A 21,598-nucleotide genomic window follows, 5' to 3' on the forward strand; every position below is an offset into this window, starting at 1 on the left:
CAAATGTTTCCAGCTGTCAAGAAAAAAACGCACGGGCACTCGAGAGAAGTCACCCGTTTTGGGGATTCTCCTCTCCCGCCAGCCCGTGCCGTTCACCGTTATGTCCTCACCGCCCGATACCATGATCCAACGGGATTTTGATTTCCAGCTCCTTGTTAAAATGAAAGGCCGAAATATGCTTGGTGACGACGCTGACGGTTTGATCTTTCCGCAGCGGGGGATATTCCCGTTCAAACGAGTATTTGCCGTGTTGGATGCCGACCAGCCTGGGTTCGCGCACCGCATCGACATCATTCCCCTGTTCGTCCCGCAGCCAGACAGGCAATGCCTGCGCGGAGGGATTCTGCCCTTCCGTCACGTAATGCAGCACCGTTTTATCCGCTTCGAAGTCAACGGCCGTGACGGTAAGGGAACCCGCTTCCCCCTGCTGCAGGGTGAACGGCAGACCAGTCAGCTCTCTGGCCGTTTCGCCTGTCTGGTGATTCCCGCCGGAGTGTTCGCCGCCGGTAAAGGGGCGAATCAGCAGGTATTTCGGCTCTCCCTGCACAGGGGTGAGAAACTCCTGCCCTGCAAACGTGTATGCATCTCCAGGCAGGCTTTCCCCGACGCCGTACAGGCGATCTAGCTGGACTCCCCGGTCATCGGTTACCTGAATGTCGTATGCGGGAAGACCGGGAGTCTTCCACCTGTAGCTGATGGCCGTCGCGCGCGGCGAGAGGGTGAGCCAGTCAACGGTGAACTTTACGTCTCCGTCCGCCCTGGTGATGCCCGGGACAATCTTTTGAAGCTGCGCATCGCTTCGGGCGATCGGAATGGCAAATCGCCAGTTCCCTTCTTTCTCACCGATTCGGGTAACCGCAAGTTCAAGGGTAAATCGTTCCGCAAAGGATTGCCCTTGAAACGGGAACAGATAAAACACGCCGGCGTTCCGGTTCGCTGCCACCCGCTCCACCCGGTATTGGAGGTCGGCGGGAAGGTTTGTCTGGATGGGTCCGTATCGCAGCGCTCCCGACTTGATTGCAGGCAGGGAGTCTGATCCTTGGGCGGCGGTCTCTGCAAAGCCGAGGGAGAGCTGGACGCCATCGTACAGATAGTCGGTGATGGTGAGCGTGATGCCTTGATCGGTTGCCGACATGTTGACCGGATGGGTCATGCCCTGCCGGTCGGCCGCCTGCAGTCCGGGATCGCCAAACAGCTGAAATATCCGCCCCAGGATCGGCATCTGCTGCAGCGTGTGCGCCAATGTCGGGGAAGCAAAGCCGGACGCGATCACGCTTCCGGCAACCAGCACGACAGCCGCCGCGGCGATCCACAGCCTGTTCCTCCGCCTCTTGCTGCGTCCCGGTCTTTCCGTCTCCGCCGCATGCCGTTCGGGCAGGGAGGCAAGAGTCTCTTCGATTCGCCTTTTGACCACTTCGGGCAGAGCCATGGAGCCGCCGGCACGCCCATCCGTTTTCTGGTCAAAGTGACTCATGCATCGACTCCCCCTTCTTTTTCAGGCCTAACATCCGGGATAGTTCCGTTCGTGCCCGGCTTAACCTCGATTTGATTGTGCCTTCCGGCTGGTCCAGGATTTGCGCGATCTGCTTGACCGGAATGTCCTGCAGATAATAAAGCGTGATCACGACGCGCAGCTCCTCATGCAGCGCATCCACCATCTCCCTGATTTCAACTTCCTGATAACCGTCGTTTGTCGCGCTCCGCTCCACCAGCTCCACCGTCGGGATCATCCGCTTCTGCGCCTTCAAGATCGTCCGGCATTGGTTGACCAGGATGCGCATGAGCCAAGCCTTGAACAATTTGGGGTCGCGCAGGGTGTGAAGCTGGCGGTACGCCTTGAGGATCGTCTCCTGAATGGCGTCCGCGCAGTCCACATCCTGCTTCAGAATCGATTTGGCAACGCGGTACATGATGCCTTCATAGTGCCTGATCAGTCCCGCGAATGCTTCCCTGCTCCCTTGTTGGGCCAATCTAACCTCCGCTTCCACATGCGCTTCCTGCAAAAGATGTCAACGCTCCTTTCCGTAACAGATACACCTATAAGATCATCGAGGTACCGGATCGGTTCACGTGGATTTCGCTTTTTGCGCAGCGGTTTCCTTCCGTCTTCTGCCGACAAGCGAAAAAGCAGCGCTGGTCAACGCTGCTTTCCGGAATCACACCGATTATCCATTCGCTAAAAAAACGCCGCCACCCATTCGATCAGCTTCCTGGTCCCGTCTTTGACGGCATCGCCCAACGTCTCGCCGAAACGGCTGACATAGGTGGTGGCTTTCCCGGCATCCGCGCTGAGCTGTTTGCCCATCACCGCGATCTCCATCTTCCCGTTATCCACCTTTTTGATATAAAAGGATTGCGGATTCTGCGCAGGCACGCCTTCCACCTTCTGCAGCCCCCGCTCCGCCGTCTGCAGTCCCAGCACGACGCCGACGAGCAGGATGGCGACGAGGCCGATAAACTTCAGGGTTACGTTCACATACGGTCACCTCTTGTCGGGCTTGTCAGCCATCTCCCCGGACACCCGTTCCGCCTGCCAGTAGTACTCGGCGAACACATCGGCCAGCGCTTCGGCGGTGTTGTAGCATTCCTGCAGGGTATTTTCGATGCCGCCGATCTCCACCAACAGGCTGCCCGGCGAAAACGACTGGTTATACTCGCCATTCCCTTCTTTTGCGCTTTTTTCCGTTACGCCGCGCGACAGGCCCGGATACTTCTTCTCAATCAGCTCGTGCAGCTCATGGGCGAACTGCGTGTTTTTCTCGTAGTTTTTATTGCGCAAACCGATGACAAAAAAGACGCGGGCGTACGCTTTGCCGTTAATGGTGACGGTTGTTTTGCTGCGCGGCTTCCCGTCCCGGTGAATATCGATGAAATACCGCAGTTCCCGGTGTTCCTGGGCGGCAGCCTTCACCGCCTTGAGCGACTCGGCGTAGGCAAGCGGGAAGCTGGCCATGCTGTAAAAATCTTTCGTCCCGTATTCGGCGCCGATCCCCCTTTCCTCCAGGGCTTCGGCAAACCGTTTCCCGACGAGCGAGATGTTTTTGGTCTCGTGATCGACTCCACCGGTGGCGGGATTCATTTTGGCCACACTTAACCAGGATTCCCGGTTGTGGGTGTTGTAGACAAAGACAACCTTCTTGCCGGCCGTTGTCGGATTGGGCGGCGGCGATGCCGGGCGTTCGGCTGCTGTTTTTCCTTCAGCATCCGTCTCCGTTTCCTCCGGGGACGGAGCGGGCACGTCTCCCGCCGGTGACGCATCGATCACCGTTCGCGGAGGGGCGGGCGATTCGACGTAGAGATCATCCAGCCCCGTTCCTTTTCCCGCCACGACCAGCCGGGCGTCGTCAAAGGTCAGCAGTCCCGGCAGTTCCCGGCCCAGCAAACTGCGCAGATCCCCCGGATTGATGCCGGTCAGCATGCCGAACGCAAAGCTGGTGAAGCTGTCCGTTTCCTGGCCGGTCCGGGGCTGCACCGTCTCCTCCAGCGCCGGAACTTCCTTGCTCATGAGGGAAAGCAGCGCGAGGCTGGAGATGTGGGCCGTTGCCTGCTGAACCGTCGACGATGAGAACACCGACCGATTGCCGCCAAGTGCCATCAACCCACTTAGAACGAAGAGAACGGCGGTAATGATTGAAAGCAGTACAAATTGCCGCTGCAAAAGCGCTGCCATGGTTCCTCCTCCTCTTCCCATTGCTGGCATGTCTTTTCTCTTACCTTATGAGAGAGAGAGAGAAGGTAGAACAGATTGGCAGAAAATAGGTATTTCGCTAGAGAAGCAAAATATCCCAGCCGCCCCCCGATCGTTCTTACGTCGCTTCAGCGCTTTAAAGAACTTGAACTTTCCTCTCTAGCAAGAGAGCGCCGGGATGGATGGCCGGTCAGTGGGTGTACGCGGCCGCATTCTCCCGGGATACCGCCCGGTGCAGCGCCGTATTCAAGCCGGTGGCAATGATGTTGGATATTCCCTCCATGAAATCATCCACCTCTTTTGGCGTCACCACGAGTTCCTGGCCAAGCGGCTGCAGCACTTCGCGGATCAGTTGTCCCTTTTCCGCGTCGGCCAGCTGCCCCACCAGGCCCAGAAAGGTTTTGCGGGCCTCCATGTCCGGCAGATCTTCCTCCGTGTAGGGCTCCTTGCGCTCCGGCACGCTGCTTATCGCCAGCCGGTTGAAGGCGCGGTTCTGTTCCTGCATCGACTGGCCGAAATGACCCAGCAGGTAGGTGATGGCATCGTTGACGATCGTGGAGGCGAAGACGACCGTCGGCACCCCGATGGCAATCACGGGGATGCCCAGGGTATGGCGGTCGATCGCTTTCCGTTTGTTGCCCACGCCGGAACCGGGGTGGATGCCCGTATCCGAGATCTGAATGGTGGTGTTGACGCGGTGCAGGGCGCGCGACGCCAGGGCATCGACGGCGATGACGAAATCCGGCCGGCTTTTCTCCACGACGCCAAACACTATCTCGCTTGTTTCGATCCCCGTAATGCCGAGAACGCCGGGCGACAGGGCGCTCACCTCCCGATAACCGTCCTCCACGGATTCCGGCGCAAGGGTAAACAGATGGCGGGTCACCAGCAGGTTCTCCACCACCATCGGCCCCAGCGCATCAGGCGTCACATTCCAGTTGCCCAACCCGACGACCAGCGCGGTCATCTCTTCCGTAATGCCCAGTTTCTGCAAAAATTGCGCAAACTCCCTGCTAAAGCGGCGCGCGACCTGGTCTTCCAGCATCGTATCGTTGTCGCGCAGCCCGGGTACCTCGATGGTGATGTAATGGCCGGGCAGCTTGCCGATCCGGCGGCCCGCTTCTTCGTCCTTCACCGTGATGCGGGTCACCTTGATGCCGGGTTCCCGGTCATCCACCTCCATCTCCACGCCCGGAATCTCGCTGCCCGTCTGCCGGCTCGCCTCTTCATGGGCTTCCAGCGCAAGATCGGTGCGAATGGTGTAACCAGCCAAGTCGATGTTATGCTGCACGATCGCTCGCTCCTTTCGGCTGCTTTCCTGTTATTCTAGCTTGCATAGATGTGGCAAATTTATTCGGAATCCTTTCTTGCATTCGCCCCTGCGGCATGCTAGAATATGTTTTGTTGCATTTCGTTCTTGAAATGATTGCTTTGCGTCTTAAGGAGGTGACACACATGCCAAACATTAAATCCGCGATCAAGCGCACCAAACAAATCGAGAAACGCCGCGCCCAACGCGCTTCTCAAAAATCCGATCTGCGCACCGCAATGAAAAACTTCGAAAAAGCGATTGCATCCAACGATCTGGAATTGGCGAAGTCTACTCTTTTGGTGGCTGTTAAAAAGCTGGACAAGGCTGCTACCAAAGGTCTCATCCATAAAAATGCCGCAAACCGTCAAAAATCCCGCTTGATGAAGAAGCTGAACGCAGCAGCGAACGCGTAATCGGGCAGGAAGCGAGAAACCCGTGAACCGGAATGGTTCACGGGTTTTTTAGCATGCGCCGCCCTTTCCACCGCATTGATGATGTGCTGCCGATGCAAGAAAAATTCGAAGCAGGAGGCCATGGCAGCCTGTCATGCCCTCCTGTGCACGTGTCCCGCCACACGGGTCATGAAGCGTTCGATCGCCAGGCGTTTGTCCACCTGTCCCGATTTCATCCGGTAATCCTCTTCCGCCAGTTCGCCGAGCAAGCGGCGCAGGGAGGCCTCGTCAAAGAACCGGGCCTGCTCCATCGCTTTTTTCACGGCATACGGATGCACTTTGAGCATGCCGGCCAGCTGCTGCTGCGAGTAGCCGCGCGGCGCCCAGATCTTCACCTGCAACAGCAGCCGGAACTGCCGGGCGAGCAGGGCGAGCAGCCTGATCGGCTCCTCCCCCAGCTTCATGCAGTCATACAGGGTGCGGAACGCCGATTCCAGCCGGCCTGCCACCACATCTTCCACCAGGGCAAAGACATCTTGTTCCAGTGTGCGGGAGGCAAGCTTCTCGATCATCTGGTCGGTGATCACGGCACCGTTTCCGCCTGCGTACAAGGCCAATTTTTCCAGCTCCTTGTCCAACAGTCGCAGATCGCTGCCTGTCCGCTCGACCAGCTTCATCGCCTGGGGGCGCTCGATCTTCGCCTGATAATGCACGGCCCTTCTTTCCACCCAACCGTACAGGTCGGCGTCGCGCAGCGGCAAAAACGGGATAACCACCGCTTTCTCCTGCAGGGCCTTTACCAGCTTTTTGCGCTCGTCCAGTTTCTCCGCCTCCACATGGAGAAACAGCGACGTATAGGCGGGAGGGTTCGCCAAATAAGCCAGCAGGGCGTCGGGATCGCTCTCCACCTTGACGGCTGGCTTGGCCCCCGTCAGAAAATAGGCTTGTTTTGCCACCACCATGCGGTGTTCCGCGAGAAACGGCAGCGTTTCGGCATCCTGCAAGATGTCGGCCAGCGATGTTTCCGTACAGTCGTACTGGCTTACATTCAGGTCGGCATAGGCGGGGTCGATCATTTCCCGCTGCGCGAGCTTGATCAGTTCCTCGGCCAGAAAGGTTTCGGTGCCATACAGGACATAAACGGGAGAGAACCGCTTCTGCCTGATATCCCGAATAGCCGAAGTCAGCGGCATGGGTTTCTCCTCCTTCCCGCTCCATCATTGGGCCATTATACCATATTCAACAGGACGGAAGGGAATCCGGAAAGCCGAAAAACCGTGACCTCCAACGGCTGTCACGGCTTTCTCTCGTATATTCGCACCTTTATGTAAACGCTTAGGGAGAAGCCCCGGGAACCCTTCTCCCTAAGCGGTAAGCAGGGGGTGCTGGGTACTGTAATATACGTTGGCTTGCCGGCAATGGTGCCAGTCCCCGACAATTTCCATTCCTGTCCGGATCGCTGCGGCTGCGCTATCTTCTCAGCATAGGGCCATGGAAATGGAGAACGAGATTCCGTACCAGATTCGCTGCCGGTTCCCCATCTTAATTTCTGTCTCTCCCTCGGCCGTCGCCGTTTCCTTTCTCATTGTCCCTGCCATTTCCTTTGTCGTTGCCTTTTTTGTCGTCGTCTTTCCCTTTGTTCTCCTTCTCATTTTTCCTGTCGCCGCCAGCCTCCCGCTTTTTTTCCGGATCGGGATTGTTCTTCTCTTTCTTATTGTCCTTGTCGTCATCTTTCTCCCGAATCGGTCTATCGTCGATGATGGCGGGTCTGGCGGGAGTCGCTGCCTTTCCTTTTTCATTCGCCGGGGTTGTGGCAACCGCCGGAGGGCTGTTCAGCTTCTGCGGCTTGGCGGCAGGGGCCTGTTTCTTGTTGGCTGGCGGGTTAGGTTGGGCGGGCTGCCCTTTCGCGGGCTGTTTGTTGTCAGGCTGCTGGGGCACATCGGGTTTGTCGGGCTGCTCCTGTGCCGGTGCCGACGGCTGGGGCTCGGTCTCAACCACAGCCGGCTTTTCTTCAACGGGGACGGGCCGACTACCGGTTCCGGTCCGATCGATAACGCCTTTCGCCATGACGAATATCCCCAGCAACAGGCAGGCTGCGGCTATGCCGGTTCCCACGCGCGCCAGCCACACCGGCAGCTGTTTGCGGCGGAACGGCTTCTTTTCCGGCTGTTTCCATTCCAGGACGGGCAGTTCCTCACGCATCGGCTTCACAGCGGCAGCCGCAGGCTTTACCGATGCTTTTTCCAACTGCGGCAGGATGGCGTCTACCAGACTGTATGGGGGGGTAACGGGAGGCAGTTCCGCCAGCTGCATCGATACTCTTCTCAGGCGTTCCTGCATGAGCTGCAGATCCGGATTTGAGGAGAGCAGCGCCTGCAGCCTTTCTTTTTCCTCCCACGAAAGATCATTGTCCAAATCGCGCTGAAGCAGCTCCATATCCGCTTCTCTGAGCATCAGCCAATCCCCCCTTTCTGGTAGTCATGCAGCAGTTCCTGCAGCTGCTGCCTCGCCCGGAACAAATACGATTTCACGGTATTAAGCGGAAGCTCCAGGGTATCCGCGATCTCCTGATAGGAGAGATCCTGCAGATAGCGCAGGAGCACGACCATCCGATACTGATGCGGCAGTTTGGCAATCGCCCGCTGAATATCGCTTGCCATGCTGCTCGCGAGAATTTCATCCTCCACATTCTGACGGTCCATCAGCGTCATTTCGTGCTCTTCGATCGAGACCGTCTCCTTTTTCGCCCGGAATTTGTCCATGCAGACGTTGCTGACGATTCGCTGCACCCACGTCGAAAATTTCGCTTTCTCTTGATAGGTGTCAATTTTGCGGTATATTCGGATCAATGCTTCCTGTGAAGCGTCAAGCGCATCTTGTTCGTTTCCTAGAATGTAGTACGCACTGCGGTACACAGAGTGTTCGATGGAACGGAGCAGCTCGACCATCGCATCATGATCGCCGGACTGCGCTCTTCTGACCAGCTCTGCTTCGCGCATATTCTCCTCTCCCCTCTACAGACGCGAGGCCTCTCAAAAAGGTTGCATCGGGCGCTGTACCAAAATCTGCGTCTGCCAGATCATTTTTTCCGGCTGGACGATCAGGGTGATCCCCCCTTGCCGGTCGGTCCGGTAGACATTGGCATCAACGTCTGCTAATCTTTGCAACACCACCGCTGAGGGATGTCCATATCGGTTGTGGCGGCCGACGGAAATCACGGCCGCCTTCGGTTTGATACGCTGCAGCAATGCCGGTGTGGTGGACGTGCGGCTCCCGTGGTGGCCCACCTTCAGCACGTCAACGGGCGGCAGCCTTTCCTGAAGCAGGGCGTTTTCGCCGCTTTCTTCCAGGTCGCCGGTGAATAACAGGTTCGTATCGTAAGCGGACAGCAGCATCACCACCGATGCATTGTTGCCGCTCCATTCGCTGCCCGGCCCGGGATGCAGCCATGTCCATCTCACATGCGGATTGTCCTGCCAGCTGTCGCCCGGTTTGCCGGTCCATATGGGTACGTGGCGGTCTTGCAATGCCTTGATCACTTGTTGTTCCGTTTCTGACGGTGGTTCGCCATTGACCAGCGCAGCGCCGACAGAAACATACGGCAGGATGGCAGGCAAGCCGCCGACATGATCTTCATCACCGTGCGTCATGATCAAGATATCGATATGTTCGATGCCTCGTGCACGCAAAAAGGGGAGCAAAACATCCTTGCCAACCTCGTAAGGATCGCGTTTTTTCCGCCACGCTTCCTCCTGTTGGAAGCGCGGCGTGCCACCCCCATCTATCAAGTATACCCTCTCTTTGCCAACCTCGACAACGATGGAATCTCCCTGACCCACGTCGAGGAAGGTGATGCGCACCTCGTCCCGGCCGGTGAACGGCTGCCGGGCCATGCACAGGAACAGCGCCAGACACAGCCCGTACGCAAGCAGGTCGCGCCTGCGGTGATAGCCATTTTTCCACAACAGCGGCAGCATCCACAAAAAGAAAAAATAGGCGGCGAGCCATACCCCATCCGGATGGGGCCAGTGCCGAAAGGGCAGAAGCAGCTGGTCCAGCCGGTCGAACGCCTGATGGATCCAATGCAGCAGGAACGCGGCACCACGCGCCGGCAGAATGGCCATGGCGGGATGAACCATGCCGAGCAGGAGGGCGATCAGGCCGAGGGGCAGCACAACCGCGGACAGCAGGGGAACGGCGAGCAGGTTTATCGGAAGCGATAACGGTGAAAACTGATGAAACCAATAGATGAGCAGCGGAAACGAAACCAGCTGCGCGGACAGCGTAACGGCCAAGAGCGAGCGAAGCCAGGCGAGTTTGGGAGAGGGCAGGCTCATCAGCAGCGGAACGAACTCGATCAGCCCCAGCGTGACGCCAAACGACAGCTGGAATCCGGCCTGCCACAGCTGATACGGATCATAGGCGAGCATGAGCAGGAAGGATGCCGCCCACATCTCGCGGACATCTCCCCGACGGCCGCCGAACTGGGCCAATAGTCCGAGAACGCCCATCACTCCCGCCCGCACGGCGGATGAACTCGCCCCCACCAGCGGCACGTAAAGGGCGATAACGCACATGGTCACAAGCAGCGCGGTTTGGCGGGAGAGGCCGCAGCGTTCCGCGAGCCAGAGAGCCAGGCTGCCGAGGATCGTGACATGAAGCCCCGAGATGGCCAAGACGTGCAGGGCCCCCAGATTGGCGTACACCTGCTGCAGTTCCGGCGAGAGGTCCGTCTGCAGTCCCAGCAGCAGCGACTTCATATATCCCGCCGTGTCCGGGTCGGGAAAGAGCGCTTCCACCTTCTTGCCCAGCGCGATCTGCCAGCCGCGGAAAACAGATGACAGGCTCCCCGTCCCCGGCTCCACCCGCACAGACGCGAAGGAGGCCGTCCCTGTGACGGAGATTCCCTGCCACCGCAGATAGCGGGCATAATCGAAGCCATGGGGGTTGCGGGCGGGATCCGGTACCGCCAGCGTCACCTCTCCCCGCCACCGCTGGCCGATCCGCCAGCTCTCCACCGGCTCGATCTGGCTTTTTTCCGTCAAGAGCACCCGCATCGCGATGCGTTCGGCACGGGGAAGCTTCGCCAATGAGCCGCCCGGGTCGCCGGCATCCTCCGCAGCCAAGGCAAACCGGGCCGTATCACCGTCCCGGATGACCGGCGAATCGATCGTTCCTGCCAGAACAAGGGTGCGCCCCTCCGCCGCCGCTCCCCACAGGGAAGAGCGGTGCTGCTGGTCATAGCAGGCAAAGTAGAAGGCGGCCGCGCCTGCCGCAAGCAGGAAGAGGGCTGCCTTCCTCCCCCATGCTTTCCTGCCGGACAGAAAGAGCGCCGGGACGATGGCCGCACTGAGCGCCCATAGAAAAGGAGGCAGATACACAACCGCCAGGAAGCCGGCAGTTACGGCCAGGCTCAGCGAAAAAAACATCCCCCGTTTCCACATCAACTCGGTTTTCCCCTCCATTTTGTTTGCCGTTAGCATAAAGCAGGAAAACCGGACAGAAAAAGCGCTTGACCGCTGGCAGAAGGGCAAAAATCGGTCTATCATGATAGAAAAACGGCAAGCCGCCAAAGGAGAGAAACCGAGTCACATTTCATTTCCCCGGCGAGTAATCCGCCCGATTGGGTATTTTGTGAGATTGCACTGCCCTGTCAGAAGTGATAGATTTAGCTATATCGCAATTTGAAGTTCTCTGAGAGGAAGAAAATCATCATATGTGTGGAATCGTAGCCCTTTTCAATAAACGGCAGCAGCCCGTCCAGCTTGATACGATCAGCGCGATGACCAACGTCATCCTGCACCGCGGACCCGACGACGACGGGTTTCATCTGGAGGAGAACATCGCCCTGGGCTTTCGCCGCCTCAGCATCATCGACGTAGCCGGCGGCCATCAGCCGCTTTTCAACGAGACAAAAGAGCTGTGGATCATCGGCAACGGTGAAATCTACAACTATAAAGAGCTGCAGAAGTGGCTGACAGAGCGCGGCCATGTTTTTCATACCGATTCGGACATTGAGACCATCCTCCACCTTTATGAAGAGGTCGGTTTCGACGCGCCCAAACATCTGCGCGGCATGTTCGGCTTCACCATCTGGGACAGCCGGCGCAAGCTTCTCTTCGGGGCACGCGACCACTTCGGGATCAAGCCGCTCTACTATACGGAGACCGCCGATGCCATCGCCGTCGGCAGCGAGATCAAAAGCCTGCTGGAACTGCCCGATGTGAAAAGGGAAGTGAATCAGACGGCTTTTTACCATTATTTGACCTTCCAGTATGTTCCCGATCCGGAGACCATGTACCGGGGAATTTATCGGGTGCCCCCCGCCCATTACTTCGTCATCGAGCATGACCGGATCCGGACGGAACGCTATTGGGATGTGGCGTTCCAGCCTGATGAAAGCAAACCGTTCTCGTACTTTGTGGAAGGCACCCGCGCGATCCTGCTGGAATCCGTCGACAAGCACCGCGTCAGCGAAGTGCCCCGCGGCGCCTTTCTCTCCAGCGGCGTCGATTCCAGCAGCATCGTGGCCATGCTGCGCACCTTCGAGCCGGTGAAAACCTTCTCCGTCGGTTCCGACATTCCCGGCTACAGCGAATTGGACTATGCGCGGCGCACCGCCCAGTATCTGGGGACGGAGCATCACGAAATCATCGTGAACGCCCGGCAGTATATGAATGAACTGCCCCGGCTGGTCTGGCATCAGGACGAGCCGGTCGCCGATCCGTCCGCCATCCTCCTCTATTTCGTCGCCGAGCTGGCGAGTCAGCATGTGACGGTGGTGCTGTCCGGTGAAGGGGCCGATGAATTTTTCGGCGGCTACAACATTTATCGGGAGCCCCACTCGCTGCGGATGTTTGCCCATATGCCGGGCTGGATGAAGCGTTCGCTGCGGCAGCTGGCCGAGAAGCTGCCCGATCATGTGAAAGGCAAGAGCTTCCTCATTCGCGGTTCCAAGTCTGTGGAGGAACGCTTCTTTGGCAACGCCCTGATTTTTTCCGAGGAACTGAAAGCGCAGGTCGTCATGGAAGACATCTTCCGTTCCGCCAGCTACCGTTCCCCGCTCACCGTCACGGAAGAGATTTATCGCCGGGCAAGCGATTATGATGACGTGACCAAGATGCAGTATCTGGACATCCACACCTGGCTTCGGGGCAATATCCTGATGAAGGCCGACAAGATGACGATGGCCAATTCCCTGGAGCTGCGCGTGCCGTTTATCGACACCAAGGTGTTTGAGTTCGCCGCGACGATCCCGACGAAATACAAGATCGCCAACGGCACGACCAAGCATGTCCTGCGGGAAGCGATGAAGGAGTTCCTGCCTCCCGAGATCAAGACGCGCCCCAAACTGGGCTTCCCTGTACCGACACGCCAATGGCTGAAGGACGAATTTTATCAATGGGCCAAGGAGCTGATCTTCGAGGCGAAGGTTGACGAGCTGATCAACAAGGCGTTTGTCCTGTATATGCTGGATGAACACCGCGAAGGAAAAGCCGATTACAGCCGCAAGATCTGGACCATCCTCATCTTCATGCTCTGGCACCAAATCTTCATCGAGCAAAAATATGCGTTTGAACCGTATGTGAGCCCGTCCGTAGAAGTCCGGAAAAGACGGTCTGCCGAACTGCAGCCGATCGGATAACCGAATAAAAGAGATGCAGCCCGGCGAATAAACGGGCTGCATTTTTTTGTGTATGGGAAAAAGGCATGAAATGACGCATCCTCATTCCGGAATTCCTTCTTTTTTATCAGACAGCGACAAATACATGTTCACGACGGCTCGGGCCAGACAGGCAGACGAATCCACAATGCAAAGATGTTCCCGTTTCTTGTCCGTGACAACATTCAAATCTGTACAAGCGATGATCACCGCATCCGCGGTCTCGGCCAAATCGGAACGGAGTTTTTCCCACAATGGAATGGCCTTATTAATTTGGCCTGTTTTTATGTTTGCTATCATTTGATTGACAGCCGTTTGCCAGCTTTCCTTGTGAACATAATCAAGTCCACATTTCAATAAAGCCTCGTGATAGATGCCGGATTGATCATTTTTCTTTGCATCCCCTCTCTTTCTTTGATTAGGGTGGAATCAGCAAAAGGATGGAAAGGTGGTATCTGCGTGCTGTATGAAATCTGGGAACGGTACGGGCGCTGGCTGTCGGCTGCGGGAATCCTGCTGTTTCTCGGGCTCAGTTTTTATTTGTACCGGGGAGCAGAACGTACAGGGTCTCTGCCGCTGGAGACACCTGTTTATGCGGCAGAGGTGAAGGATGCCGGGCAGGAAAGAAATGATGAGCAGAACGGCACGATCCCCCCGCAGCAAGAATCCGCCCCTCCGATGTATGCCGACATCAAGGGAAGTGTCAAACGGCCGGGCATGTACGCCTTTCAGCCCAACGAACGGGTCGCCCATCTTCTTGCCAAGGCGGGGGGACTTACCCCTGAGGCGGACCCGCTGCAGGTCAATCTGGCCCAGCCGCTGACCGATGGCATGTCCATATGGATCCCCGCCAAAGGAGAGAAAGGAAACGCCTCTTTCCCCTGCGCCCCTCCGCAAAGCCTGCATCCGGCGCAGCGGACAGCGGCTGCGGGGGCAGCCCCTTCGACAGGAAAAGTAAACATCAACACGGCGACACTGCAGGAACTGCAGACGCTGCCCGGCATCGGTGAGACGCGCGCACAAGCCATTCTCGCCTATCGGGAGAAGAACGGGCCGTTTGACAAACCGGAACAGTTGAAGAACATCGCCGGAATCGGCGACAAAACGTTTGAGCGGCTGAAGGACAGGGTCGTGGTGAAATAGCCCCATTCCGTCATGATCTCCACGCTTGGTTCATACAATGTCAGGAGAAGAGAGGATGGAGGGATTCACATGCACATTGGGTTTGTCGGGACCGGCAGCATGGGAAGCTTGTTGATCGACGCCTTCATCGCCGCTCAAGCCGTCCCCCCCAGGCAGATCATCGCATCCAACCGCACCCTTTCCAAAGCGGAGAAGCTGGCCGAGCGTCATCCCGGCTTGCAGGTCGCCGGGGATAACACAGAGGTTGCCCGCAGCGCACAGCTTCTGCTGTTGTGCGTGAAGCCGTTTGAATACAGGCAGGCGCTGAACCAGCTGCGCGAGGCGCTGTCCCCGGAGCATATCCTCGTGACCATCACCAGTCCGGTGAAACTGCACGAACTGGAACAGCTCGTCCCCTGCCAGGTGATACGCGTGGTACCCAGCATCACCAATGCGGCACACAGCGGTCTGACGCTGTTTGAGTATGGCGAACGCACGACGCCGGAAGCAAGAAGCAGGGTGCTCTCGCTCTTTTCACGGATCAGCTGTCCGCTGGAAGTGGAAGAAAAATTTCTGCGCATCGCCTCGGATATCAGCAGCTGCGGTCCGGCATTTGTCAGCTATATCCTGCAGCACATGATTCAATCTGCCGTGGAGGAGACAGGGATTTCCCGGGAAGCTGCCACCTTTCTGACCACGCAGATGATCATCGGCTTTGCGGATCTGTTGAAACGTGAGATCTTCACCCTGCCAGCCCTGCAGGAGCGGGTATGCGTGCCGGGCGGCATTACCGGCGAAGGTCTGATCGCCTTGGAAAACAGCATTCCCGGCGTGTTTAACGAGGTATTCAGAAGGACGCACGCCAAATTTGCCGAAGACAGGCATGAGATGAGCAGCCACCTGCTTGCAGACCCTACTTCATAACACAATCCATGACCAGATTGCCGAAATCTTTTACATCCCGCAAATAGTCGTAACCAGGTGAGCTCCCCCATCTGTTATACATGCGGACCGCAACCAGATCGCAATCCGGCACAACCAGCAGCGTGGCTCCTGTGTAGCCCAGGATTTGATAGGAGCCGGCCGGCACCCGCTCTCCCAATTCCGTGCGGGCGGCAGGCAGGTCTTTGACAAACCATAAGTAACCGTTTTGCGGAGAATCCTTGTCTTCCAGTAACGGGCTTTGGATCGTGGTTGCCGTTTCGATCAGCGATGGGGGGACGATCTGCCTGCCTTCCATGTTGCCTTTCTTCAGGTGCAGGTACCCCCAATATGCCAGCTCACGGGTGCTCACATACAGATTCATGCCAGCTCCATCCGGGCTTTGATCAAGCTTGACAACCGGCGGCTCATGCGGCCCCATCACAAGCTGGACAAGCTCCGGCGCCGCCTCCGTCTGCCAGCCCGTTTCCGTCATTTGCAAAGGAGCGAATACCTGCTTCTGCAGGATGGCAGCCACGGTTTGACCGGTCGTTCGTTTCACGATTTCAGCCAGCATCGCGATGCTTTCATTGCGATACTCCCAGGCTGTTCCTGCGGGAAACCGGCGGCAGAGATTCCCCTGCTCATCCGACCCAAGCCCATGCGTATGGGTAAGCAGATGGCGGATAGTTGTACCCGCTGCCACCTCCGGGTCCAATTCGGGGAGGTAGGCAAGGACGGGATCATCGATGCTGGCGATATCGCCGTTCAACACGGCATAAGCTGCGGCAAACCCGAGATAGCTTTTGCGGACAGACGCCACATGAAAGCGGGAATCCGCCTGAACCGGCCGACTGTCCGCCGCCGGCCCGTGACGCCCCCCGTAATGTTCCGTAACCACCTTGTCGCGGTGAATCACCATGACGGCCGTAGCGGAGCTGGACAGCACGTTTCCCATCCGCTCCACATGCTGGACAACCTTGTCAAATTGGTCGGTTAGCTGTGTTGGCAGCCGCATCCGCATCTCTCCTTCATACGATCATTTGTTCCCATGCAACCATTATAACTCTTTTGCCAGTTTGCGGAAAGAAAAAAACCGCACAGAAACCTGTGCGGTCAGACTGATGACAAACCTGTGAGAGGCATGGCGTGATGGGGCCAAGCGAGCTCCTTTGACGACCGACTCAGCGGAGAAAGGAAGACGCGGGATCCCAGGGGGCGTGAGTCTCACTTCGCTGTAACACCCAGATGTTGAGCCCCCTGCCCGCGTCGCGTTTCGGAGCGGACACGGCCAACTTCTGCGCGGGTCGTCAAGAGAGCGAGCAGGAACCATCACTCATGACATAACGAACTTGTCTACAAAAAACCGCACAGAAACCTGTGCGGTCTGGATGGCGGAATATTACCCGACCACGATATTGACCAGCTTGCCCGGCACGGCGATCACTTTCTTGACCGCCTTGCCTTCGAGCAAAGCTTTCGCCTTTTCATGGTTTACAACATGGGCTTCCAGCTCTTCCCTGGACAAGCCGTTGGGGACGACCAGCTTGTCACGTACTTTGCCGTTGATCTGGATGGCGATCTCCACTTCGTCGAGAACGAGTGCCTGCGGGTCATAGGTTGGCCACGGCTGTTTGTGGACGCTCTCCGTATGGCCGATCATCTCCCACAGCTCTTCGGCGATATGGGGCGTGATCGGCGCCAGCAGGATCACCAGTGTTTTCAGCGCGAACGCCAGCGTGCCGCGATCGGCTGTTTCCGGATACGCGTACAGTTTGTTCACCAGCTCCATGATCGTGCTGATGGCGGTGTTGAACATGTACCGCTCGCCGATATCCTCCGACACTTTCTTGATTGCGTAATGAACCATGCGGTAAAGATCTTTTGCCGCCTCATCAGCAGGGGCCGGCTGTGATACCGCACCGGCGAACAGGTCCGCATGCCCTTCCACCAGCCGCCATACGCGGTGCAGGAAGCGGTAGCTGCCCTCCACGCCCGTATCCGTCCAGTCCAGATCCCTGTCCGGCGGAGCGGCGAAGAGGATGAAGAGACGTCCCGTGTCGGCCCCATATTTTTCAATGATCTCATCCGGGCTGACCACGTTGCCTTTCGACTTGGACATCTTGGCTCCGTCTTTCAGAACCATCCCCTGCGTCAGCAGGCTGCGGAACGGTTCATCATAGGAAACCATGCCGATGTCATACAGGATTTTCGTAAAGAAGCGGGAATAGAGCAGATGCAGAATGGCGTGCTCGATCCCCCCGATATATTCGTCCACCTGCAGCCATTTGTCCACTTTCTCCTTGGAGAACGGCAGGCTGTCATTGTGCGCGTCCGTATAGCGGAGATAATACCAGGACGAATCGATGAACGTATCCATCGTATCCGTCTCCCGGCGCGCATGGCCGCCGCAGCTTGGGCATGTGGTATGGACGAAGCTTTCGGATGTGGTCAGCGGATTCCGTTTGCCGTCAATGACGACGTCTTCCGGCAGCATGACCGGCAGTTGATCGTACGGCACCGGGACAACGCCGCAGGTATCGCAGTAAATCATCGGGATCGGCGCTCCCCAGTAGCGCTGGCGCGAAATCAGCCAGTCGCGCAAACGGTAGGAGACGGCCGGTCCGCCTTTGCCCTGCTGCTGCAGATGCGCGCTGATCGCCTTGATCGCTTCCCGGTTGGGCATCCCGTCAAAGCTGCCGGAGTTGATCAGCGTCCCTTCCTCTGTAAAGGGGGCGTCGACCGCCACCTCTTCCGCCAGGATGTCCGGATCAGGTGGATTGATCACCACTTTGATCGGCAGGTTATATTTCTTGGCAAACGCAAAGTCGCGCTCGTCATGGGCAGGCACGCCCATGACAGCCCCGGTGCCGTAATCGAGCAGCACATAGTTGGCCACCCAGATGGGCACCTGCTCGCCGGTGAGCGGATGAACGGCATGGGCGCCGGTGAAGTAGCCGATTTTCTCCGCGTCGGCAGCGGTCCGCGTAATTTCGCTTTCCTTTTTCATCTGCTCGATAAACGCCCGCACCGTCGCTTCCTGCTCCTTGCCTGCGATCAGTCTCTCCACCAGCGGATGTTCCGGCGCGAGCACCATGTAGGTCACGCCGAACAAGGTGTCCGGGCGGGTGGTGAAAACCGTGATGGTGTCGTTGCCCAGCTCCGGAACGGTGAAGGTAACGTTTGCCCCCTCGCTCTTGCCGATCCAGTTGCGCTGCATCGTGCGCACCTTCTCCGGCCAGTGGGGCAGCTTATCCAGGTCATTCAGCAAACGTTCCGCATAGTCGGTGATCCGCAGGAACCACTGCTCCAGATCTTTTTTCGTCACTTCCGAATCGCAGCGCCAGCACAGGCCGTTGATCACCTGCTCGTTGGCCAGCACCGTCGAACACTCCGGACACCAGTTGACAAACGCCCGCTTCCGGTATGCCAGGCCCTGTTCATAAAATTTCAGAAAAAGCCATTGCGTCCATTTGTAATAATCGGGGGAGCAGGTGGTTACTTCCCGCGACCAGTCGACGCTGACGCCCAAACGGTTTTGCTGTTCTTTCATGTACGCGATATTTTCATAGGTCCATTTTGACGGTTGGGCGCCGAACTTGACGGCCGCATTCTCAGCCGGCAGGCCGAACGCGTCCCACCCCATGGGATGGAGAACCTGATAGCCGTTCATCCGCTTGAAGCGCGCGATGATGTCACCGATCGAGTAGACGCGCATATGTCCCATGTGCAGGCGTCCGGACGGATAAGGAAACTGCTCGAGGCAGTAAAATTTCGGTTTCGCATCATCTTCCACGGTCCGGTGGGCTGCGGTTTCCTGCCAGCGCTTCTGCCACTTGGCTTCAATCTCAGCCGGTACGTATTGCCTAGCCATGACGTTTTCCTCCTCAATCTCCACAAATGATCAAAAAATAAAAAACCCCCCGCCGCCAACACGCCTGTGTCAGGGACGAGAGGAAATTCCCGCGGTACCACCCATACTTGATGACTGGCATTGGATTGTTGTCCTGCCATTCATCCGCTCATTGCCTTCGTAACGTGAAGGATGGCGCCCGCCCTACGCAGCCGCGAGCGGCCTTCAGGCTGGGAGCTTCGAGGCGAGTTCAAAAACCGTTCGGGTTGACTTGCACCGGACGTCAACTCTCTGAAACCGAATCGCTGCTTTCTACTGGTCCTCATCATCGCTCTCATTTATTCAACAGATGTATACGCCGATTATAGTCAAACCTGACTCGCCGTGTCAATCCCGGGGGCGCCGCGCCGCAAAAAAGAGGCGCTCGCTTTTTTCATGGGGCGGCTGGTCGGTAAAGTCGGCTGTGATGGCAATATCGACGAAGCCGGCCTCCCGCAGCCATTTTGCCGTCAGCATCGGCTGGTAGGCCCGCTGCAGATGGCTTTCTTCCACCCGCCGATAAAGGCCGTTTGGCTGCTTCAGGAAAAAGGCCAGCTGATGTTCCACCTCGCAGCGTAGCGGATCGCAGAAGCATTCCCAGATGTAGGCGATATCCTCTTCCAGCAGGGTGAACGTGTGATCGGAAAATACATGCAGGATCTTGTAAGGGCTGTGCACGTCGAACAGAAACGTTCCTCCCGGCTGAAGATGGGCGTAGACGCGGCGGAATGTTTCCTGCACATCCGCCTCTTCCGTCAGGTAGCTGAGCGAGTCGCAAAAGGAGATGACGGCATCCGCAGGGGGCAGTTCCAGCCGGCGCATATCCTGCTCCACCCAGGTTACTTCCGTCTGGGCGCTGCGCATCTTGGCATAAGCGATGGACAGCATCTCCGCCGACAAATCCACCCCTGTCACCCGATACCCTCGTTTGGCCAGGGGAATCGCGATGCTGCCTGTCCCGCATCCGAGATCGATCACTGAGGTTGGCTTGCCGAGCTTCTGCCAGGTCTGCTCCGCCCATGCCAGCCACTTCTCGTAGGGGATGTCTGCCATCAACCGATCGTAGATGGCTGCCAAATGAGCGTACGACATTTTCCCTTACCCGCTGAACGTTACCTGGCGGGCATCGCTCCAGAGCCGCTCGATATTGTAGAATTCGCGCTCTTCCCGGTGGAAGACGTGGACGACCACATCGCCCAGATCCACCAGCACCCAGCGCCCTTCGTCCGCCCCTTCGATGCCGCGCACGGTATAGCCGTTCTTGTACGCCTGGTCGCGAATTTCCGTCACGATCGCCTGCACCTGCCGCTCGTTGTTGCCGTGGCAGATGACGAAATACTCGGCAATAATGGAAAGCTCGCGGATATCCATGACCAGAATGTTCTCCGCCTTCTTCTCTTCCGCCGCCTTGACGGCCAAACGCGCCAAATCTTCCGTCACTTTTACCATCCATTTCCTCCCTTTCGAACGAGATCATTATAGGCGAGCAGGGTTAGCGGATAAACCTGCTTTTTGCGCTCCACCAGATGGGTGATCGTTCCTCCCAGCGCAAACGCCAGCGCTTCATCCAGATTCTTCTCCGCCAGCCTGCGAATCTCATCCACGCCGGGAAACGATCGGTTCGGTTCAATATAGTCTGCCACACAAACCACTTTTTCTAACAGGCTCATCCCTTCCCGGCCGGTCGTATGATAGCGGACAGCCTGCAAAATCTCAGGATCAGTAACCCCCAGCTCGGTCTGGATCACCACCGCTCCGACAAACGCGTGCCACAGTTCCTTATCCCCGTCAATCAGTTCCCGGGGCATATCATGCCTGACGAGAATCTCCCGCATCTTCTCCACGGGCCAGCACTTGCAGTAGTCGTGCAGAATCCCCGCCAGCTCCGCCTTGTCGGGATCGGCCCCGTACCGTTCCGCCAGCGTGCGGGCGGCGTCAGCCACCCCGAGCGTGTGATCGTAGCGTTTCTGATTCATCTGCGCCCGCACCTGCGCGAGCAGTTTTTCACGGTCAGCCCACAGATTCATACAGTCGATGCTCCTTTATATAGCATTCCACCGCATCGGGCACCAGGTAGCGGATGCTCCGGCCTGCCGCCGCCCTCTCGCGGATCAGGGTGGACGAAATTTCCACCGCCGGCATCTCCACAAACGTGACATACGCGGAGAGCGCCTCTTCATCGTAACGGGAGCCGGGACGAGCGAGGCCAATAAACCGGACGAGCGTCACCAGTTCGTCGAAACGATGCCATTTCGGCAGCATTTCCACCATATCCCCGCCGATGATAAACCAGAACCGGTGCTCCGGATAAGCCGCAACCAGCTGCCGCATTGTGTCGATCGTATAGGAAGGGCCATCCCGGTGCAACTCGATATCCGTTACGCGAAACGCCGGATGAGGGGCGGTCGCAAGCTCCGTCATGCGCAGCCGATGGCCCTCGGCCGCAATATCGTTCCGCTGCTTGTGAGGCGGGATGCGCGCGGGCATGAACCAGATTTCATCCAGCCGGGCCTGATCGCGCGCCTGCTCGGCAGCCAGCAGATGGCCGTAGTGAATGGGATCAAACGTACCGCCGAAAATGCCAATCCGTTTTCCGCTCACTTCCATC

The 21,598-nt window shown here is 57.7% G+C and carries 20 protein-coding genes and 1 other annotated feature; of the genes, 4 read left to right on the forward strand and 16 right to left on the reverse strand.

From position 1 onward, the window contains the following. Positions 1-106 precede the first annotated feature (106 nt). The 5 genes from G3578_RS03085 to gpr all read right to left on the reverse strand — a co-directional run bounded on the left by G3578_RS03085 (position 107) and on the right by gpr (position 4,979). Positions 107-1,474 (reverse strand): DUF4179 domain-containing protein, encoded by a 1,368-nt coding sequence (locus G3578_RS03085; protein ID WP_165208565.1) that lies wholly within the window; start codon positions 1,472-1,474, stop codon positions 107-109. Then, on the reverse strand, positions 1,461-2,003 hold the full coding sequence (locus G3578_RS03090; protein ID WP_241254437.1) for an RNA polymerase sigma factor: 543 nt from the start codon (positions 2,001-2,003) through the stop codon (positions 1,461-1,463). Before G3578_RS03090 ends, G3578_RS03085 begins: the two co-directional genes overlap by 14 nt. Before the next feature lie 173 nt (positions 2,004-2,176). Continuing rightward, positions 2,177-2,476: a DUF3679 domain-containing protein gene (locus tag G3578_RS03095; protein ID WP_165208567.1), complete on the reverse strand. Its 300-nt coding sequence runs from the start codon at positions 2,474-2,476 to the stop codon at positions 2,177-2,179. Between the two features lie 6 nt (positions 2,477-2,482). Then, positions 2,483-3,670: a stage II sporulation protein P gene (spoIIP, locus tag G3578_RS03100; protein WP_165208569.1), complete on the reverse strand. Its 1,188-nt coding sequence runs from the start codon at positions 3,668-3,670 to the stop codon at positions 2,483-2,485. A 208-nt stretch (positions 3,671-3,878) separates the two neighbouring features. Further along, the gene (gpr, locus tag G3578_RS03105; protein WP_165208571.1) at positions 3,879-4,979 is read right to left on the reverse strand and encodes a GPR endopeptidase; all 1,101 of its coding nucleotides are present in this window, start codon (positions 4,977-4,979) and stop codon (positions 3,879-3,881) included. A gap of 164 nt (positions 4,980-5,143) precedes the next feature. On the opposite strand from gpr, the gene rpsT reads away from it, so the two are divergent. Then, entirely contained in the window at positions 5,144-5,413 is a 270-nt protein-coding gene (gene rpsT / locus G3578_RS03110) for a 30S ribosomal protein S20 (protein ID WP_165208573.1), read from the forward strand. Positions 5,414-5,544: 131 nt separating this feature from the next. Here the strand turns inward: rpsT and holA are convergent, their stop codons facing one another. The 4 genes from holA to G3578_RS03130 all read right to left on the reverse strand — a co-directional run bounded on the left by holA (position 5,545) and on the right by G3578_RS03130 (position 10,836). After that, the gene (gene holA / locus G3578_RS03115) at positions 5,545-6,585 is read right to left on the reverse strand and encodes a DNA polymerase III subunit delta (RefSeq protein ID WP_165208575.1); all 1,041 of its coding nucleotides are present in this window, start codon (positions 6,583-6,585) and stop codon (positions 5,545-5,547) included. Between the two features lie 349 nt (positions 6,586-6,934). Then, positions 6,935-7,846 (reverse strand): anti-sigma factor family protein, encoded by a 912-nt coding sequence (locus G3578_RS03120; RefSeq protein ID WP_165208577.1) that lies wholly within the window; start codon positions 7,844-7,846, stop codon positions 6,935-6,937. Beyond that, entirely contained in the window at positions 7,846-8,391 is a 546-nt protein-coding gene (locus tag G3578_RS03125) for an RNA polymerase sigma factor (protein ID WP_165208579.1), read from the reverse strand. Before G3578_RS03125 ends, G3578_RS03120 begins: the two co-directional genes overlap by 1 nt. Positions 8,392-8,424: 33 nt before the next feature. Continuing rightward, positions 8,425-10,836, reverse strand: coding sequence for a DNA internalization-related competence protein ComEC/Rec2 (locus G3578_RS03130; protein WP_241254451.1), 2,412 nt, complete (start codon positions 10,834-10,836; stop codon positions 8,425-8,427). Positions 10,837-11,108: 272 nt separating this feature from the next. On the opposite strand from G3578_RS03130, the gene asnB reads away from it, so the two are divergent. Then, entirely contained in the window at positions 11,109-13,037 is a 1,929-nt protein-coding gene (gene asnB / locus G3578_RS03135) for an asparagine synthase (glutamine-hydrolyzing) (RefSeq protein ID WP_165208581.1), read from the forward strand. An 81-nt stretch (positions 13,038-13,118) separates the two neighbouring features. Here the strand turns inward: asnB and G3578_RS03140 are convergent, their stop codons facing one another. Continuing rightward, positions 13,119-13,412 carry an aspartate/glutamate racemase family protein gene (locus G3578_RS03140; protein ID WP_206529450.1) on the reverse strand — a complete coding sequence of 98 codons (294 nt, stop codon included), beginning with the start codon at positions 13,410-13,412 and terminating at the stop codon, positions 13,119-13,121. A 102-nt stretch (positions 13,413-13,514) separates the two neighbouring features. Here G3578_RS03140 and G3578_RS03145 point away from each other — a divergent pair, with 102 nt between their 5' ends. Continuing rightward, entirely contained in the window at positions 13,515-14,198 is a 684-nt protein-coding gene (locus G3578_RS03145; protein WP_165208583.1) for a helix-hairpin-helix domain-containing protein, read from the forward strand. Between the two features lie 69 nt (positions 14,199-14,267). Continuing rightward, the gene (gene comER, locus G3578_RS03150; protein ID WP_165208585.1) at positions 14,268-15,101 is read left to right on the forward strand and encodes a late competence protein ComER; all 834 of its coding nucleotides are present in this window, start codon (positions 14,268-14,270) and stop codon (positions 15,099-15,101) included. On the opposite strand, the gene G3578_RS03155 is transcribed toward comER, so the two are convergent. The 6 genes from G3578_RS03155 to G3578_RS03180 all read right to left on the reverse strand — a co-directional run bounded on the left by G3578_RS03155 (position 15,091) and on the right by G3578_RS03180 (position 21,597). After that, positions 15,091-16,116: a serine hydrolase domain-containing protein gene (locus tag G3578_RS03155; protein WP_165208587.1), complete on the reverse strand. Its 1,026-nt coding sequence runs from the start codon at positions 16,114-16,116 to the stop codon at positions 15,091-15,093. The genes comER and G3578_RS03155 overlap by 11 nt on opposite strands. Before the next feature lie 384 nt (positions 16,117-16,500). After that, positions 16,501-18,972, reverse strand: a complete 2,472-nt coding sequence (gene leuS, locus G3578_RS03160) for a leucine--tRNA ligase (protein WP_165208589.1) — start codon at positions 18,970-18,972, stop codon at positions 16,501-16,503. 68 nt (positions 18,973-19,040) lie between these two features. Beyond that, positions 19,041-19,289 (reverse strand) — a binding site (T-box leader). A gap of 49 nt (positions 19,290-19,338) precedes the next feature. Next, positions 19,339-20,082 (reverse strand): class I SAM-dependent DNA methyltransferase, encoded by a 744-nt coding sequence (locus G3578_RS03165; RefSeq protein ID WP_165208591.1) that lies wholly within the window; start codon positions 20,080-20,082, stop codon positions 19,339-19,341. A gap of 6 nt (positions 20,083-20,088) precedes the next feature. Further along, the gene (rsfS, locus tag G3578_RS03170; RefSeq protein ID WP_165208593.1) at positions 20,089-20,439 is read right to left on the reverse strand and encodes a ribosome silencing factor; all 351 of its coding nucleotides are present in this window, start codon (positions 20,437-20,439) and stop codon (positions 20,089-20,091) included. Then, positions 20,433-21,017 (reverse strand): bis(5'-nucleosyl)-tetraphosphatase (symmetrical) YqeK, encoded by a 585-nt coding sequence (gene yqeK / locus G3578_RS03175; RefSeq protein WP_165208594.1) that lies wholly within the window; start codon positions 21,015-21,017, stop codon positions 20,433-20,435. Before yqeK ends, rsfS begins: the two co-directional genes overlap by 7 nt. Then, positions 21,001-21,597: a nicotinate-nucleotide adenylyltransferase gene (locus tag G3578_RS03180; RefSeq protein WP_165208595.1), complete on the reverse strand. Its 597-nt coding sequence runs from the start codon at positions 21,595-21,597 to the stop codon at positions 21,001-21,003. The genes yqeK and G3578_RS03180 overlap by 17 nt, the downstream gene beginning before the upstream one ends. Between the last annotated feature and the right edge of the window lies 1 nt (position 21,598).

The sequence above is a fragment of the Brevibacillus sp. SYP-B805 genome (assembly GCF_011059135.1).
Taxonomy (GTDB): Bacteria; Bacillota; Bacilli; order Brevibacillales; family Brevibacillaceae; genus Brevibacillus_F.